16 protein-coding genes are annotated in these 14,391 nt (G+C 63.6%); 11 read left to right on the top strand and 5 right to left on the bottom strand.

Translation table 11 applies throughout. The features are described from left to right. Positions 1-4: 4 nt before the first annotated feature. Together O1Y97_RS21685 and O1Y97_RS21680 are read right to left on the bottom strand one after the other, a co-directional pair. Positions 5-1,561 (bottom strand): MFS transporter, encoded by a 1,557-nt coding sequence (locus tag O1Y97_RS21685; RefSeq protein ID WP_318764256.1) that lies wholly within the window; start codon positions 1,559-1,561, stop codon positions 5-7. A gap of 162 nt (positions 1,562-1,723) precedes the next feature. Further along, entirely contained in the window at positions 1,724-2,167 is a 444-nt protein-coding gene (locus O1Y97_RS21680) for a MarR family winged helix-turn-helix transcriptional regulator (protein ID WP_183263677.1), read from the bottom strand. 193 nt (positions 2,168-2,360) lie between these two features. Here O1Y97_RS21680 and O1Y97_RS21675 point away from each other — a divergent pair, with 193 nt between their 5' ends. Then, positions 2,361-2,711: an ArsC family reductase gene (locus O1Y97_RS21675; protein ID WP_318762323.1), complete on the top strand. Its 351-nt coding sequence runs from the start codon at positions 2,361-2,363 to the stop codon at positions 2,709-2,711. On the opposite strand, the gene O1Y97_RS21670 is transcribed toward O1Y97_RS21675, so the two are convergent. Then, complete coding sequence (locus O1Y97_RS21670) at positions 2,687-3,598, bottom strand: LysR substrate-binding domain-containing protein (protein WP_318762322.1); 912 nt, start codon at positions 3,596-3,598, stop codon at positions 2,687-2,689. The genes O1Y97_RS21675 and O1Y97_RS21670 overlap by 25 nt on opposite strands. A 114-nt stretch (positions 3,599-3,712) precedes the next feature. Here O1Y97_RS21670 and O1Y97_RS21665 point away from each other — a divergent pair, with 114 nt between their 5' ends. After that, the gene (locus O1Y97_RS21665; protein WP_108609005.1) at positions 3,713-3,916 is read left to right on the top strand and encodes a hypothetical protein; all 204 of its coding nucleotides are present in this window, start codon (positions 3,713-3,715) and stop codon (positions 3,914-3,916) included. Here O1Y97_RS21665 and O1Y97_RS21660 read toward each other — a convergent pair. Further along, positions 3,913-4,317: an MAPEG family protein gene (locus O1Y97_RS21660; RefSeq protein WP_318762321.1), complete on the bottom strand. Its 405-nt coding sequence runs from the start codon at positions 4,315-4,317 to the stop codon at positions 3,913-3,915. The two genes, O1Y97_RS21665 and O1Y97_RS21660, sit on opposite strands and share 4 nt — an antisense overlap. Positions 4,318-4,489: 172 nt before the next feature. Here O1Y97_RS21660 and sbmA point away from each other — a divergent pair, with 172 nt between their 5' ends. Further along, complete coding sequence (gene sbmA, locus O1Y97_RS21655; RefSeq protein ID WP_318762320.1) at positions 4,490-5,767, top strand: peptide antibiotic transporter SbmA; 1,278 nt, start codon at positions 4,490-4,492, stop codon at positions 5,765-5,767. Positions 5,768-5,954: 187 nt separating this feature from the next. Here the strand turns inward: sbmA and O1Y97_RS21650 are convergent, their stop codons facing one another. After that, on the bottom strand, positions 5,955-6,950 hold the full coding sequence (locus O1Y97_RS21650) for a polysaccharide deacetylase family protein (protein ID WP_318762319.1): 996 nt from the start codon (positions 6,948-6,950) through the stop codon (positions 5,955-5,957). Between the two features lie 1,059 nt (positions 6,951-8,009). Between O1Y97_RS21650 and O1Y97_RS21645 the strand changes: the two genes are divergently transcribed. The 8 genes from O1Y97_RS21645 (at position 8,010) to O1Y97_RS21610 (ending at position 14,321) form a co-directional block, all read left to right on the top strand. Further along, positions 8,010-8,675: a tetratricopeptide repeat protein gene (locus tag O1Y97_RS21645; RefSeq protein WP_108609001.1), complete on the top strand. Its 666-nt coding sequence runs from the start codon at positions 8,010-8,012 to the stop codon at positions 8,673-8,675. A 10-nt stretch (positions 8,676-8,685) separates the two neighbouring features. After that, positions 8,686-10,122 (top strand): ribosome biogenesis GTPase Der, encoded by a 1,437-nt coding sequence (der, locus tag O1Y97_RS21640; RefSeq protein WP_108609000.1) that lies wholly within the window; start codon positions 8,686-8,688, stop codon positions 10,120-10,122. Between the two features lie 127 nt (positions 10,123-10,249). Further along, entirely contained in the window at positions 10,250-11,434 is a 1,185-nt protein-coding gene (locus tag O1Y97_RS21635; protein ID WP_318762318.1) for a cell wall hydrolase, read from the top strand. A gap of 240 nt (positions 11,435-11,674) precedes the next feature. Then, a complete protein-coding gene (locus O1Y97_RS21630) occupies positions 11,675-12,085 on the top strand; it encodes an AtpZ/AtpI family protein (protein WP_318762317.1) in 411 nt (136 codons plus the stop codon). Between the two features lie 39 nt (positions 12,086-12,124). Next, entirely contained in the window at positions 12,125-12,874 is a 750-nt protein-coding gene (locus O1Y97_RS21625; protein WP_108608997.1) for a F0F1 ATP synthase subunit A, read from the top strand. Positions 12,875-12,946: 72 nt separating this feature from the next. Next, positions 12,947-13,171 (top strand): F0F1 ATP synthase subunit C, encoded by a 225-nt coding sequence (locus O1Y97_RS21620; RefSeq protein ID WP_055978221.1) that lies wholly within the window; start codon positions 12,947-12,949, stop codon positions 13,169-13,171. Positions 13,172-13,231: 60 nt separating this feature from the next. Next, positions 13,232-13,831, top strand: coding sequence for a F0F1 ATP synthase subunit B (locus tag O1Y97_RS21615; RefSeq protein WP_108608996.1), 600 nt, complete (start codon positions 13,232-13,234; stop codon positions 13,829-13,831). Positions 13,832-13,841: 10 nt separating this feature from the next. Then, a complete protein-coding gene (locus O1Y97_RS21610) occupies positions 13,842-14,321 on the top strand; it encodes a F0F1 ATP synthase subunit B (protein WP_055978225.1) in 480 nt (159 codons plus the stop codon). Positions 14,322-14,391 lie beyond the last annotated feature (70 nt).

Raw genomic sequence — 14,391 nt, 5'->3', positions numbered from 1 at the left:
CGGTTCACGCGGTGGCTGGGAGTGTAGGGGTGGCTGTCCGGTTGCGGAAAGCCACGATGGCGATGTGGACGAGAAGCAGGACCAGCGACGTCAGTGCGATCACCGTGATCAGCAGGAACGCGTCGTTGTAAGCGAGCACATACGCTTCGCGCGTCGCTTGCTGCGACGAGAGCTGCAGGCCTTCGGCGTTGAGCAAACCCTTATCGGTGATGACGCGCGAATAGGCGCCGCCAAGCTGGGCCACGCGCTGCGCCACCAGCGGGTCGGTCAGCGCGATGTGCTCGACCAGCACATTGTGGTGGAACTGCTCGCGGCTGGTGACGAAAGTGGTGAACACCGCCGAGCCCAGCAGCCCGCCCAGGCTTTGGGTGGTCAGGAACACGATGATGAAGCTGAGGATGTAGTTCGGCCCCTTCTTCAGCGCCGACATCAGCCCGCTCTTCATCGCCGGCGGCAGGATCAGCGCCCCGGCAAAGGCAATCAGTGCCTGGCTGTAGAACACCTGCTCCGGCCGCGTCAGGTTGGTGGCGCGGCTGTCCATGTAGGCGCCGATGGCGATCAGGATCAGCGCCGCGATGTGGATGCGCTCCTCCTTGCCGTGCTTCATCAGCGCCGCACAGGTCAGCCCGCCGGCGATCGAGGCCACCAGGATCACCCAATAGACCGCCCGCGTCTGTTCGTTGCTGAGGCCGAGCGCCTGGAACAGGCTGGAGGCGCCCAGCGTCTGCTCGGAAAGCACCAGGCGGAACATCAGCAGTACGCCGGTGAAATGCAGGATCGGCGGGCTCGCCAGCCAGCGTATGTCGAGCAGCGGGTTCTTGCGGTTGAGCTCGATGACGGCTGCAATGGTGATGCACACCACCGCCAGCGCCAGAAGCGCCCCGATCCACGGCGCTTCCAGCCACCAGTAGAGCCGCCCGAGCACCAGCACGATCGCCGTCGCGCCGAAGCCTGTGGCGATCAGCAAATAGCTGATCACGTCAAGCTTCTCGATCACCTTGGCGCGCGGCTGCGGTGCCAGCGGCAAGGCATAGACCAGGGCGAAGGCGATCATCGCCATGCCGAGTTCGAACATGGTCACGGCATGAAAGCCGCCGATGTCGAACAGGGCAGGGGAGATCAGCCGCGCCACCGGCGCGCCGAGCGTGATGCTGGTCAGCGCCAGCGGCAGACCGACATTCAGCTTTTTCTCCGGCGAGAACGATTCCAGCATGTAGAGGAAGGCGAGCGTCGACATCGGTGCTGCCGCGATGCCGCTCATGAAGCGCACGACCAGCGCCGACTGCAGGTCGGAGATGAACAGGTTGAGCACGCAGGCGACCACGAATCCGAGAATGCTCAGCTCAGCGAAATTACGCAGGCCGTATTGCGTCCTGATCTTGATCAGTGCCAGCGCCAGCGAGACATTCGGCGCCATGTAGGCGGCGACCAGCCACGTCGTCTCGGTCACCGTCGCGCCAATGGAGCCCTGGATCTGCGGGATGTTGGCGGCAACCAGGTTCATGCCCAGCCCCTGTGTCAGTGCCAGCACCACCGAGGCGCAGACATAGGCTGCTGCCATCAGTTGCGGCTTGGGCACGAAGGGCGGAGGTGCGACGGCAGGCGCAGCAGGCTGCGGCGCGGCAGGCCCCTCGGCCCGGGTCGCCGCATCGGTTTGCCCGGGCTCAGCCGCCTTACCGCGGCCCTCGCCGCTGTCTGGTGCCTGCTGCATCTCTGGTCAGCTCTACTCGCAGGCGGCTTCGCCGATGTTGCGGCTCAGGATGCTCAGCACGCGGGTAGCGCTCTCGATGTCGGCATCGTCGACGCCGGCCAGTACCCGATTGCGCAGTTCGGCGACGAAGGCGATCATGCTGTCGGCTTCGCGCCGTGCATTCGGCGTCAGGAAAATGCGCTTGGCGCGCCGGTCGTCGTCGGTGGTGCAGCGCACCACCAGCCCCTTCTTTTCCAGCCCGTCGATAAGCCCTACCAGCGACGGCTGCTCGATATGCATCAGCTCCGCCAGCTCGGCTTGCGTCTTGCCTTCGCATTCGGCGATCTGCATCATCAGCCGGGCGCGTGCCAGCGTCAGCCCGCGCTTCTTGACTCGGGCGTCGAACATGGTCCGCAGCTTTCGGTTGACCTTCAGCAGTTCGTCGAAAAATGCGCCCTTCAGGCCTTCGTCGCTCATGTCGATCCCCTTTTATTAGTATGGATATGATTAGCCTCCTATGTAATTAATCCGGAGGCATTTTGCAAGACGTGCCGCCCCCGCCGAGGGCGATGCCGCGCGCTTGCCAAACCGGGCTCGATGTACAACCTAGCCGCAACCGAAACGGCCGAGTCGGCACAGCCTGCCCGGCCGCAAGACGCGGAGGCCGACCTTGCCCATCAAAATGTATGGCATCAAGAACTGCGACACCATCAAGAAGGCCCGCACCTGGCTCGAGGGCCATGGCGTCGCCTACGATTTCCACGACTACAAGGCCTCGGGCATCGACCGCCCAAGCCTGGAGGCGTGGGTCAAGGAGTTCGGCTGGGAGACCGTGCTCAACCGTGCCGGCACCACCTTCAAGAAACTGCCCGACGCCGACAAGCAGGGCCTCGACGCCGAAAAGGCCATTGCCCTGATGCTGGCCCAGCCCTCGATGATCAAGCGCCCGATGCTCGACCTCGGCGGCCGCCGCATCGTCGGCTTCAAGCCGGAGGCCTACGACGCCGCTTTCCCCGGCTGAGGTCCGGTCCCGAACCGGGCCATCGTCGCGGCGACCTCCTCGGCCAGCCAGCCTGAAAAATCCCTGACCTTGCGCGGCGGCCGCTCGGCAGCCGACGTCACCAGGTAGTAGCCGAGGCCGCTCGCCACCGTGATGCCGAACGGCGCCACCAGCCGCCCGTCGGCCAGCGCGTCAGCCGAAAGCAGCTGCCAGGCCAGCGCCACGCCCTGGCCGGCGATCGCCGCATCGATGCCGAGGATCGGGTCGGTGAAGGAGGGCCCTGCCGGCAGCACCGGATAGGGCGCCAGACCCGCCGCCTCGAACCAGCGCTCCCAACTGATCATCGTGCTCTCGTCCGAAATGACCGGCAGCTGCGCGATATCGGCCGGCGTCCGCAGTTTCGCCGCCAGCGCCGGCGCGCAGACCGGGAACACTTCCTGCGCCAGCAGCAGTTCCGCCCGCACGCCCGCCCATTTGCCGTCGCCCATCCGGATCGCCAGATCGACGTCGGAGTGGTCGAGGTCGACCAGCCCGGTCGAGGCATCGATCCTCAGCTTCAGCTCGGGAAAGCGCAGGTTGAAGCGGTTGAGCCGCGGCACCAGGAAGCGCGAGGCGAAGGCGGGTGCCACCGACACCACCAGCATCTTCGAGCTCGTCTCGTCGGCCAGCGCCACCGCGCGCGACAATTCCTGGAAGCCGGCACTCAGCCGGCGCGTGAACTCCGCGCCGAAGCTGGTCAGCACGAGGCCTGTCCCACCGCGTCGGAAGATCGCACGGCCGAGCTGCCGTTCGGTGCGCGTGATCTGCTGGCTCACCGCGCTCACCGAGACGCCCAGTTCTTCCGCGGCCTTGACCAGCGAGCCGCAGCGCGCCACGCTCTCCATCGCGCGGAGCCCGTTGAGATGCACGCGATTGAGTGCCTGACTTGAGATTTTCTAAACTCCGTCTGCGGCATTCTTGATTGAAGACAGAGCGTTTGTAGCGAAAATAGCGTGAAAGGACCAACGCTTAGGAGAAGTCCAATGAAGATTTTCTCAAGCATTTCCAAGCTGCTTCAGAGCCAGCGCGACAGCCACGGCATCGACACAGAGCGTTTTCTCGGCTGGCTGCGCGATCCGCTTTCCCACCCCGACATCGAACGCATGGATGCGCGCGAGCTCGGCGACTTGCCGCTTGGCCGCGGCTTCAGGCCGGCCCTGCCGGTGCCGGGCGAGTGCCGCGCCTAGAGCAATGCGAGGGCGTGGCCGAGCACGCCGAGTGCCGCAACAGTGATCGCCAGCACACTTAGGCCGAAGCCTGTCGCGCGCTGCCATTGCGCCGCCCGCTCATGGGTGAAATGCCAGGCATGGACCGCGCGGCCGAAGGTGAAGGCGCAGCCCAGCACATGGATCGCCACCGCCGGCGCGCCGAGTGCTGCGGCAAAACCCAGCAAGACCAGCATGATAGGAATGTTCTCGATGGCATTGGCATGGCCGCGCATCGTCCGGTGCAAGCGCGCCACCCCGCCGTCGCCGATCAGCACCATGTGCTTGCGCCTGACCAGCGCCGTCGCCATCGTCAGCCACAGCAGGATCAGGCCGTTGAGCGCGGCGTAGAGCCCTGCTGCCGCATATGCTGACTGGTTCATGTCGTCCCCGGACTGTGTAAATGACCAAACTGTAATATTCCGGTGCGGAAAATCGCCACGATCCGGCGCGCATTGCAACAACCGGCCGCCGCCGGGGATTCCCTTGTGTCGCGAAGTGTGACTTCATGCGGCCAACTGGCAATGCCACCGTCTCCGAAAGGAACCCGGAACCGTGTTCGTATCCTTCTTCCCGCAGCCGAAGCTGTTTTTCACCTCGGCCGCCGTCTGGAGCCTTGCAGCGGTGCTGTTCTGGTTCTTCGGGGGTGAACAATTAGGGGCCATCTTCGGCCTGCCGCCTGCGCCGGCCGGTGTTCCACCGATACTCGGGATCCGGATTTTCTGGTCAGCCCCGTTCCTTTGGTTCTACATTTATTTTGGGTTTTTGGTTGCGGTCTTCTACGCGTTTTGGGCTTGGTACTCGCCGCACCCCTGGCAGCGCTGGTCGATCCTGGGATCGTCGGCGATCCTTTTTTCCACCTACACCTCGGTTCAGCTCTATGTTGCGCTGAACACATGGCGGGGACCGTTTTTCGACCTTTTCCAGAAGGCCATATCGACCGCCGGGTCAGTAACGCCAGGCGAACTTTACGACCTCATCTGGGTCTTTGCCGGAATCGCCCTCTTCTCGGTTTCCCTGTTCGTGGTGACACGCTTTTTCGTCAGTCACTACATCTTCCGGTGGCGTACGGCGATGAACGACTACTACATGGCCAACTGGCCTAAGCTGCGCCATATCGAGGGCGCTTCCCAGCGTGTTCAGGAAGATACGATGCGCTTCTCGACGACGCTTGAGGGCTTGGGTGTTGCCTTCGTCGATTCTGCAATGACGCTGATTGCCTTCTTGCCACTACTGGCCCAACTGTCCACGCACATCACGGCGCTGCCTGTCGTTGGCCAGATACCTTATTCGCTTGTCTTCGCCGCGATCTTCTGGTCGCTCTTTGGCACCATCCTGCTGATGGTCTTTGGCATCAAGCTGCCGGGTCTCGAGTTCAAGAACCAGAGAGTTGAGGCCGCCTATCGCAAGGAACTGGTTTATGGCGAGGATCATGCGGATCGCGCCCAGCCGCCAACCGTGGCCGAATTGTTCGCGAATGTTCGGCGCAATTATTTCAACCTCTATTTCCACTACGCCTATTTCAACGTCATTCGCTCCGGTTACCTTCAGGCGGATGCCATTTTTTCCAGTCTCATTCTCATCCCAACTATCGCTGCGGGCAAGATAACGCTTGGAATCTGGCAGCAGATATCGACGGCCTTTAGTCAGGTCAGTTCTTCATTCCAGTACCTTGTCAGCGCCTGGCCGACGATTGTTGAACTGATCTCGATCTACAAGCGCCTGCGTGCCTTCGAGGCGACGCTGTCGGGCGGCGCGCTACCCGACATCGACCAGCGTTATCTCGAACGTGAAAAGGCCGGCTTGAAGCCGGAAGATCAACCGGTGGCGTGATTGCCTAGCTCCAACGCCGACGACTCCCTCCCCCTTGTGGGGAGGGGCAAGGGGCGGGGGTAAGTCACACACGCCGCCGCATCCTGCTTGAGGTCCACCGTCGGCTTAAAGCCAGGCACGCCCTCCACCCTCCTCGCCACAAGGGGGAGGGGCGTCAACGTCCCGCTTGAAAAAACCAGTCGCCGGGTCACCCGCCGGTCTGCACCGGTGCCTCGTTGCGCCGCGCCACATAGTCGGCATAGCTGATGCATTCGACGTCGGCCTTCACGCACACCTCTCCGGCGAAGCGCTCCAGCGCGCGCCAATAAGCGCCGTCGTTCATCAGCGTGAAGTGGAAGCCGATCTGCAGTGGAATCCGGCCGCCTGCATATTGCGTGTCGAAGGCCTGCCGGAAGGCGCCATAGGCGCGGCTTTCGTATTTCGCCGCCTCGTCAGGCTTGTCGACGCCGCCGGAATGGCGGACGAACAGATTGTAGTCCATCGCGATGATGCGCCGCTCCGACGGGCCCTCGGGTATCAGCGGCAGGGCAAATTCCATCATGCTGCCGTCGAGTTTGGGTTCGTCCGGTCCGCGCGACACGCCGCTGGCGTTGTAGGCAAAGCCCTTGTCGCGCAGCGCGGCCGTCAGCCCCTTGCTGTCGGAGAGGTACGGAGCCCGGAAGCCTTTCACCGAGGCGGTGATTTGCGCCCAGCCCGCCGGCTCGGGCGATATGCCGTTGATCTTGTAGGTGTCGCGCATGATGGTCGAGAACGCGTCGAACTCCTTGGTCCACTCGGCCTTGCTCCACTTGCCGCCGTCGAAATGACCGCAGGCGTGGCTGGCTATTTCGTTACCCTCGGCGGCAGCGAGATTGATCTGGCCAAGCCTGTCGGCCACCTCCTGCTTGTTCATGGCAAAACCGACATTCGACCTGCCGGCCGATTTGCCCGGCGCCTGGTACTCGCCGCGTGTCTCGCGCGACAGCAGGAAGACGCAGGAGAGGAAGTAGGTGAAGCGCGCGCCGGTGCGGGCAGCGAGGTTGCGGCTGCGCTGCCACTGGGCGACATCGTGCGCGCCGTCGAACGAGATCAGCACCACCTGCGGCGCCTTGACGTCCTCGACCTTGGGGGCAGGGCCGGCGACCGCCGGCAGCGCCACCAGCGACGCGGACAACAGGGCACAGAGGCGGAACGCTTTGGTCATGTCGAACTTCGATGCAATTTCGGGGGCTTGGCGACTTCAGGCGGGTAGGGCCGAAATGTGGCATGGATGCGTTCACGGTGGAATGCGGCATGCAGCGCCGGAAATTCAGCGCAGCCGGCGGGCATGGCCGACGTGGATTGCTTCTCCACGGCCGGTGATTTTTGTTGGGCGCTACGTTGTCCAAAATTCTGGATCGTGGGGGGTAGTCTTCGATGTCACGGCATGGATCCCCGGGTCTCCGCACGTCGCTTCGCTCCTGCTCCGCCCGAGGATGACGAAGGCGTTGGGGTCGTGGCTAATCATCTACTTCAGCGGTTGGCACAGCCCCATTCTGCTCGCACAGGCTGGCATTTCCTGCCAAGTGCCAACCTTGGAGGCTAGCCGAAAGCCACCAGTGCCTTCGTCATCCTCGGGCGGAGCAGGAGCGAAGCGACGTGCGGAGACCCCGGGGATCCATGCCGTGAAGTGGCAACTGCAGCGGCGGTCCAATGCTGTCGAAGCAACCGTGCCGGCTGTCACCATCTGTCACCAACCCGCGTGGATAGCCGCGCCTGTTTTTCCACGCCCCTCTCCACCTCCCGTATCCTCATCCTCGCGATCTTCCACGGGACCCCGGTGCGCACCGGGCAGCGGGGGGAAGCGCCGGTGCCGGGCTGGCAGGAGGTCGGATCTCCTGCTGGGTGATGAGCCCCCAAGTCCGGGCCTTGCGGCGGCTGGCGGTGAAAGCCGAGGCGACTGAGCGGGGCAAGAACACCGGGCGGGGCGCGAACGTCGCGCCACTAACTTACAATCGGAAGGCACGGCCTCGCGCCCCGCTTCCCGAACTACCTCATCCTGAGCTTGTCGACGGATGACAATGGCCAGACCGGCAACGGGGCGTGGCGTCTTGGCGCCGCGCGCCAATCCACCTTCTCCCACAAGGGAAGAAGGGGAAGGTGCCCAAACGGACCGCGAAACTCCCTGCCCACCGAATTTCCACCCCGCCCCCTTCCATGGCGGCGAAATTCCGTTAAAACGCAGGCTCAAACGGCCCCGAGGGGGCAAAGGTGGTTGGATAGCATGTCGGACGACAGTTTCTTTCGGGAGGTAAACGAGGAAATTCGCCAGGAGCAGGCGAGGGCCCTGTGGGACCGCTATGGCCCCCTGGCCATTGTCCTTGCCATCCTGGTCGTCATCGGCACGGGCCTGTTCGTCGCCTGGGAATATTGGGTCGAGACCAAGGCCAACCGTTCCGGCGACCAGTTCTCGCAGGCGCTGACGCTCGCCAATACCGGCAAGGCCGACGAGGCGCTCGCCGCCTTCGATGCGCTGGAGAAGGATGGCTACGGCGCCTATCCGCTTCTGGCCAGCATGCGTGCCGCCACCGTCCAGGCCGACAAGGGCGACTTCAAGGCTGCCATCGCCGGCTTCGACGAAGTGGCCGCCGACAGCTCCATCCCGAACGTCATCCGCGACATCGCTCGCCTGCGCGCCGCCATGCTGCTCGTCGACCACGGCTCCTACGCCGACGTGTCGGGCCGCGTCGAGGCGCTGACCAACGACACCAATCCGCTGCGCCATTCCGCCCGCGAGGCCCTCGGCCTCTCCGCCTGGAAGGAAGGCAAGCTCGCTGACGCGCTCAAGCTGTTCGAGCAGATCGCTTCCGATGAAGGCGCACCGCGCAATGCGCGTCAGCGCTCCAACCTCCTGGCCGAACTGATCCGCGGTTCCGGCAACGCGTCGTGATGCGGGCCCGATGGCTTTCAAGATTGCGATAATCGGCCGGCCCAACGTCGGCAAATCCACTCTTTTCAACCGGCTGGTTGGAAAGAAGATCGCCCTTGTCGACGACACGCCCGGCGTGACGCGCGACCGCCGCGTCCATGCGGCCAAGCTCTACGACCTCGTCTTCGACGTCATCGACACCGCTGGTTTCGAGGATGCCGGTGCTGCGACCCTGCAGGGCCGCATGCGGGCGCAGACCGAGATCGCCATCAAGGAAGCTGATCTCATCTTCTTCATGGTCGACGCCAAGGCCGGCCTGACCCCTGACGACCGTACCTTCGTCGAGATCGTTCGCCGCTCCGGCAAGCCGGTGGTGCTCGTTGCCAACAAGTCCGAGGCGCGCGGCGCCCAGGGCGGCGCGCTCGAGGCGTGGGAACTCGGCATCGGCGAGCCGGTGCAGATTTCTGCCGAACACGGCCAGGGCATGCCCGACCTGCGTGACGCCGTCGTCGAGGCGCTCGGCAAGGAAGTCGTGTTCGCCGATGACGAGGACGATGCCGACGACATCGCCGAAAGCGACGTGCTGATCGGCGAGGACATCGCCGATCCCGACGCCGAGGATGTCCACGCCTATGACGAGACCAAGCCGCTGCGCATCGCCGTCGTCGGCCGGCCCAATGCCGGCAAGTCGACGCTGATCAATGCGCTGATCGGCGAGGAGCGCCTGCTCACCGGGCCTGAAGCCGGCATCACCCGAGATTCGATTTCGGTCGACTGGGATTGGCGTGGCCGCAGCATCAAGATGTTTGATACTGCCGGCATGCGCCGCAAGGCCAGGGTGCAGGAAAAGCTCGAAAAGCTGTCGGTTCAGGACGGCCTGCGCGCCATCCGCTTCGCCGAAATCGTCATCATCGTGCTCGATGCGACGATCCCGTTCGAGAAGCAGGACCTGCAGATCGCCGACCTGATCATCCGCGAGGGCAGGGCGCCGGTCATCGCCTTCAACAAGTGGGACCTGATCGACAACCCGCAGGAAGCGCTTGCCGAACTGCGCGAGAAGACCGAGCGGCTGTTGCCCCAGGCGCGCGGCCTGCAGGCGGTGCCGATGTCGGCCGAGACGGGCCGCGGCCTCGACAAGCTGATGGACGCGGTGATGAAGACGCACCGCGTCTGGAACAGCCGCATCTCGACAGGCAAGCTCAACCGCTGGCTTGAAGGCATTCTGGCCCATCATCCGCCGCCCGCCGTCGCCGGCCGCCGGCTCAAAGTCAAATACATCACCCAGGCAAAGACCAGGCCGCCCGGCTTCGTCGTCTCATGCTCGCGCCCCGATGCGATGCCGCAGTCTTACGTGCGCTATCTCGTCAACAACCTGCGCGAAGCCTTCGACATGCCCGGCGTGCCGATCCGCATGGCGCTGCGCACCTCGGACAATCCGTTCGCCGGGCGCGCCAAAAAGAAGAAATGAAGGATCGAGGGGCTCGCATCGCGCGGGCCCTTCGCACATTGCCGCACCCTTGCGCCGTTAACGCTCCATCAAGGTTAATGCATCATTTTCGTCTCCAGTAGGGTGTGTTGCGTCCTGGAGAGTTTCTGTGCATCGACGAGTTGTGAAGGGGCGGTTTGCTGCTGCCCGCGAGGGGAGACGTTCGTTCCTGGCGCCCGCCATTGTCGGGCTCGGAATCTGGCTCGGCTTTCCCACCGTCGCCGCATACCAGGACATGACCAGCCTCGTCTCCGGCCTCGAAGGCCGGAGCACCCGCTGGAGTTCCTATGTCGAGAAAGCTGCGGCCGGTTCGGTCCACGCAGCCGAAATGCCCTTCGTCGATGGCATTGTCACCGGCCCGATCTCCGGGTCGGGCGTCAAGATTGCCGGCGTCGGCACCGTCTCCTTCCGCGGCAAGAAATTCGGCGCATCTGACCTTCCCGACGAGGACCGCGTCGTCCGCGTCGACAAGAAGGGCCGCATCATCAATGTCACGCGGGTTGCGCCGCCAAAGAATTTCACCGCAGGTTCGGTATTCGAACGCACCAGCTCATTGCTTCGCCCCGCACTCGACAGCAGCCTCAAGATGACCTTCGCCAAGCCCGACATCAGGGGCAAGGAAGTCGAGATCGCCGCGGCCTTCCACGCCAAGGAAACCAAGCGGCAGGCTTCCGGCGTGCCGGCGATGCTGGCGTCGCTGGTCAACAACGACAAACCGGACATCCTCGCCACCGCCTATGCACCGGCAGAGCCCGATTATGCCAAGGCTTCGCCTTTCGAGGCACTGCTGCGCGACGAGGACGAGGCGAGCGGCCGCTTCATTCCGCCGATGGGCAAGGGCGACCACCGCTGGCTGCAGAACCCGCTGCCGGCCAGCGTCTTCTCCAAGGCCGAGCAGACCTGCCTCGCCAACGGCATCTACTTCGAGGCGCGCGGCGAATCGGTGCGCGGCCAGGCGGCGGTCGCCCAGGTCATCCTCAACCGCGTGCGCAACCCTGCCTATCCCGGCAGCATCTGCGGCGTCGTCTACCAGAACGACGGCTGGTTCAATCGCTGCCAGTTCTCGTTCGCCTGCGACGGCATCAAGGACCGCGTTGCCAGTCCATCGCACTACAAGACCGCCCAGGATGTCGCCATGGCCGTCACCGCCGGCAAGATATTCATCCCGGAAGTCGGCTCGTCGACCCACTACTACGCCAACTACGTCAATCCGGGCTGGGCTCGCGGCATGAAGAAGATGACCAAGATCGGCCTGCATATCTTCTATCGCACCTATGGCGGCGGCTGGAGCTGACGTGTCCGTGCCTGGCTCGTGGAGTCGGGCCGGAAGGTGGATTGTTGCGGGATTCGGCCGCTGATCGCCGGACGGAGTCGCGGGCAGGATGTCGCACTTCGCCAACCCAATGATTTTCTTATATAAAATACTTGGTTAGATGGGCGCCCCCGTGGCTTGACGGGCAGGGGCCCTCTAACTATGTTGCCGGCGACTTTGAAGCGGACGAACGGATACGCTCGGACCGGGCGGGAGTTTGCGATGGCCAAGCCACCAGGGCCAGGCGAAACTGGAAACGACCGGCCTGAAAATCGAGCCGAAAACGACATTCGCGACGATGAACTCGAGCGCCGCCGGCGACAGCTTGAAGCAACACTTGCGACAAGACGCCAGGCCGAGCGCGACGGGGAAAAGAGTACAGGGTCGAGTGGCGTGACCGGCTACGGCCAGGCGCTCAAGCTGTCCAGCGAGTTCATCGCCGGGATCGCAGTGGGTGTCGGCATCGGCTGGATCATCGATCGGACGGCAGGCACGTCGCCCTGGGGGTTGATCGTGTTTTTGCTGCTCGGCTTCGGCGCCGGTGTGCTCAATGTCCTGCGTTCGGCGGGAATGGTTACAGAAGCCGGTGTCAGGTCTGCCGACAAGCAGTCGGGCGGACCGGAAAAGAAATAGCGGCGCTGCAAGGCGCAATTTAGGCGAAGGGGGGCCAGCGTGGCCAACGATCCAATTCATCAGTTTCAGATCTCGAAATTGATTCCGATCGAGATCGGCGGCCTCGACTTCTCCTTCACCAATTCGGCTGCCTTCATGGTTGCCACCGTGGTCGCTGCAGGCGCCTTCCTGTTCCTGACGACGTCGAGCCGTGGCCTTGTGCCAAGCCGCATGCAGTCGGTTTCGGAGATGTCATACGAGTTCGTCGCCTCCATGCTTCGAGACGCCGCGGGTTCGCAGGGCATGCGGTTCTTCCCGATGGTATTCTCGCTGTTCATGTTCGTGCTCGTCGCCAACCTGATCGGCCTGTTCCCCTACTTCTTCACCGTCACCAGTCATCTCATCGTCACCTTCGCGCTGGCGCTGCTGGTCATCGGTACGGTCATCGTCTACGGCTTCATGAAGCACGGTTTCGGCTTCCTCAAGCTGTTCGTGCCGCAGGGCGTGCCGGGCATCCTGGTGCCGCTGGTCGTGCTGATCGAAGTGATCTCGTTCCTGTCGCGTCCGATCAGCCTGTCGGTTCGTCTGTTCGCCAACATGCTGGCCGGCCACATCACGCTCAAGGTTTTTGCCGGGTTCGTCACCTCGCTCAGCGCATTCGGCGCTGTCGGCGTCGTCGGCTCGATCCTGCCGCTGTTCATGACGGTCGCGATCACCGGCCTGGAAGTCTTGGTCGCGTTCCTGCAGGCCTACGTGTTTGCGGTTCTGACCTGCATGTATCTCAACGACGCCCTGCATCCGGGCCACTGAGCAAGAGTTCGTCGGCGGCTCGCCGCCGGTCGGGAAATCGCAACTAAGTTTCGATCCACAAGGAGTTGGACAATGGAAGTAGACGCAGCAAAGGCAATCGGCGCAGGCATCGCGACCCTCGGCATGGGTGGCGCGGGCATCGGCCTGGGCACCATTTTCGGTAGCTACCTGTCGGGCGCTCTGCGCAACCCGTCGGCAGCCGACGGCCAGTTCGGCCGCCTGATTTTCGGCTTCGCCGTGACCGAAGCTCTGGGCATCTTCTCGCTCCTCATCGCTCTGCTGCTCCTCTTCGCATAAGAGCCGCGCAGGCGAGTTGACCGGCCGCAAGTTGCGGCCGGTAGATGACAGGGGAAAGAGATGTTTGTCACGCCGGGTTATGCCGAGGAAGTCGCGCCTGCGGCTGGGGAAGCTCAAACCGATGCCGGTACTGCAGCGCACACGGAAACGGGTGCGGAGCATGGCGGCGGCGGGTTGTTTCCGCCTTTCGATTCGTCGACCTATCCGTCGCAGCTGTTGTGGCTCGCGATCACTTTCGGCCTGTTCTATCTTTTCCTGAAGAACGTCGTGCTGCCGCGTCTCGGCGGTATCCTCGAGGTGCGTCGCGATCGCATCGCCGGGGATCTCGACCAGGCTGCCCGGATGAAATCCGAGGCGGATGCGGCTGTTGCCGCATACGAGCAGGAGCTTGCCGAGGCGAAGGCCAGGGCAAACGCCATCGGCCAGGACGCACGCGACGCGGCCAAGGCGGAAGCCGAAGCCAAGCGCAAGGAAGTCGAAGCCGGGCTGGACCAGAAGCTCAGCGCTGCCGAGACCCGCATTGCTACCATCAAGGCTAACGCCATGAAGGAAGTGGGCTCCATTGCCGAGGACACCGCAGCTGCGATCGTCCAGGCTCTGGGTGCGGGCAAGGTCGACAAGGCCGACATCGCCGCCGCCGTCAAGGCAGCGGGCAAGTAGGAGAGAGGCCATGGACGCAACATTCTGGGCCACAGTCGCTCTCGTTATTTTTGTCGGGGTTGTCCTGTACCTGAAGGTGCCGGGCATGCTGTCGAAGTCGCTCGACGACCGCGCCGACCGCATTCGTGCCGAACTCGAAGATGCACGCAAGCTGCGCGAAGAAGCCCAGCAGCTGCTCGCCGAGTATCAGCGCAAGCGCAAGGAAGCGGAGAAGGAAGCCTCCGAGATCGTCGAATCGGCGAAGCGTGAAGCAGGCCTTCTTGCTGAAGAAGCGCACAAGAAGACCGAGGAATACGTTGCGCGCCGGACCGCGCTTGCCGAGCAGAAGATCGGCCAGGCGGAGCGCGAGGCGATCAACGAAGTCCGCGCCAATGCAGTCGACCTCGCGGTCGAAGCGGCCCGCCAGGTTCTGGCCGGCAAGGCTGACGCGAAGACCAATGCCGAGCTGTTCAAGGGTTCGGTTCAGGAACTGAAGGCCAAGCTCAACTAATTCGAGCGCGCCGAAAGCACTGAAGAAAGCCGCTGGAATTTCCGGCGGCTTTTTTGTTTTCAGGAAGCGT

Source organism: Aminobacter niigataensis (assembly GCF_946995915.1).
GTDB classification, from domain to species: Bacteria; Pseudomonadota; Alphaproteobacteria; order Rhizobiales; family Rhizobiaceae; genus Aminobacter; species Aminobacter niigataensis.
The sequence above is the reverse complement of the archived record's forward strand: the minus strand, read 5'-3'. Positions and strand labels throughout refer to the sequence as shown.

Bases quoted from the DNA above. Each gene is read 5' to 3' on its own strand.
- O1Y97_RS21685 (WP_318764256.1), bottom strand. From the start codon at position 1,561: ATGGCAGCAGCCTATGTCTGCGCCTCGGTGGTGCTGGCACTGACACAG.
- O1Y97_RS21680 (WP_183263677.1), bottom strand. From the start codon at position 2,167: ATGAGCGACGAAGGCCTGAAGGGCGCATTTTTCGACGAACTGCTGAAG.
- O1Y97_RS21665 (WP_108609005.1), top strand. From the start codon at position 3,713: ATGAAGATTTTCTCAAGCATTTCCAAGCTGCTTCAGAGCCAGCGCGAC.
- O1Y97_RS21660 (WP_318762321.1), bottom strand. From the start codon at position 4,317: ATGAACCAGTCAGCATATGCGGCAGCAGGGCTCTACGCCGCGCTCAAC.
- O1Y97_RS21650 (WP_318762319.1), bottom strand. From the start codon at position 6,950: ATGACCAAAGCGTTCCGCCTCTGTGCCCTGTTGTCCGCGTCGCTGGTG.
- O1Y97_RS21645 (WP_108609001.1), top strand. From the start codon at position 8,010: ATGTCGGACGACAGTTTCTTTCGGGAGGTAAACGAGGAAATTCGCCAG.
- der (WP_108609000.1), top strand. From the start codon at position 8,686: ATGGCTTTCAAGATTGCGATAATCGGCCGGCCCAACGTCGGCAAATCC.
- O1Y97_RS21630 (WP_318762317.1), top strand. From the start codon at position 11,675: ATGGCCAAGCCACCAGGGCCAGGCGAAACTGGAAACGACCGGCCTGAA.
- O1Y97_RS21620 (WP_055978221.1), top strand. From the start codon at position 12,947: ATGGAAGTAGACGCAGCAAAGGCAATCGGCGCAGGCATCGCGACCCTC.
- O1Y97_RS21615 (WP_108608996.1), top strand. From the start codon at position 13,232: ATGTTTGTCACGCCGGGTTATGCCGAGGAAGTCGCGCCTGCGGCTGGG.
- O1Y97_RS21610 (WP_055978225.1), top strand. From the start codon at position 13,842: ATGGACGCAACATTCTGGGCCACAGTCGCTCTCGTTATTTTTGTCGGG.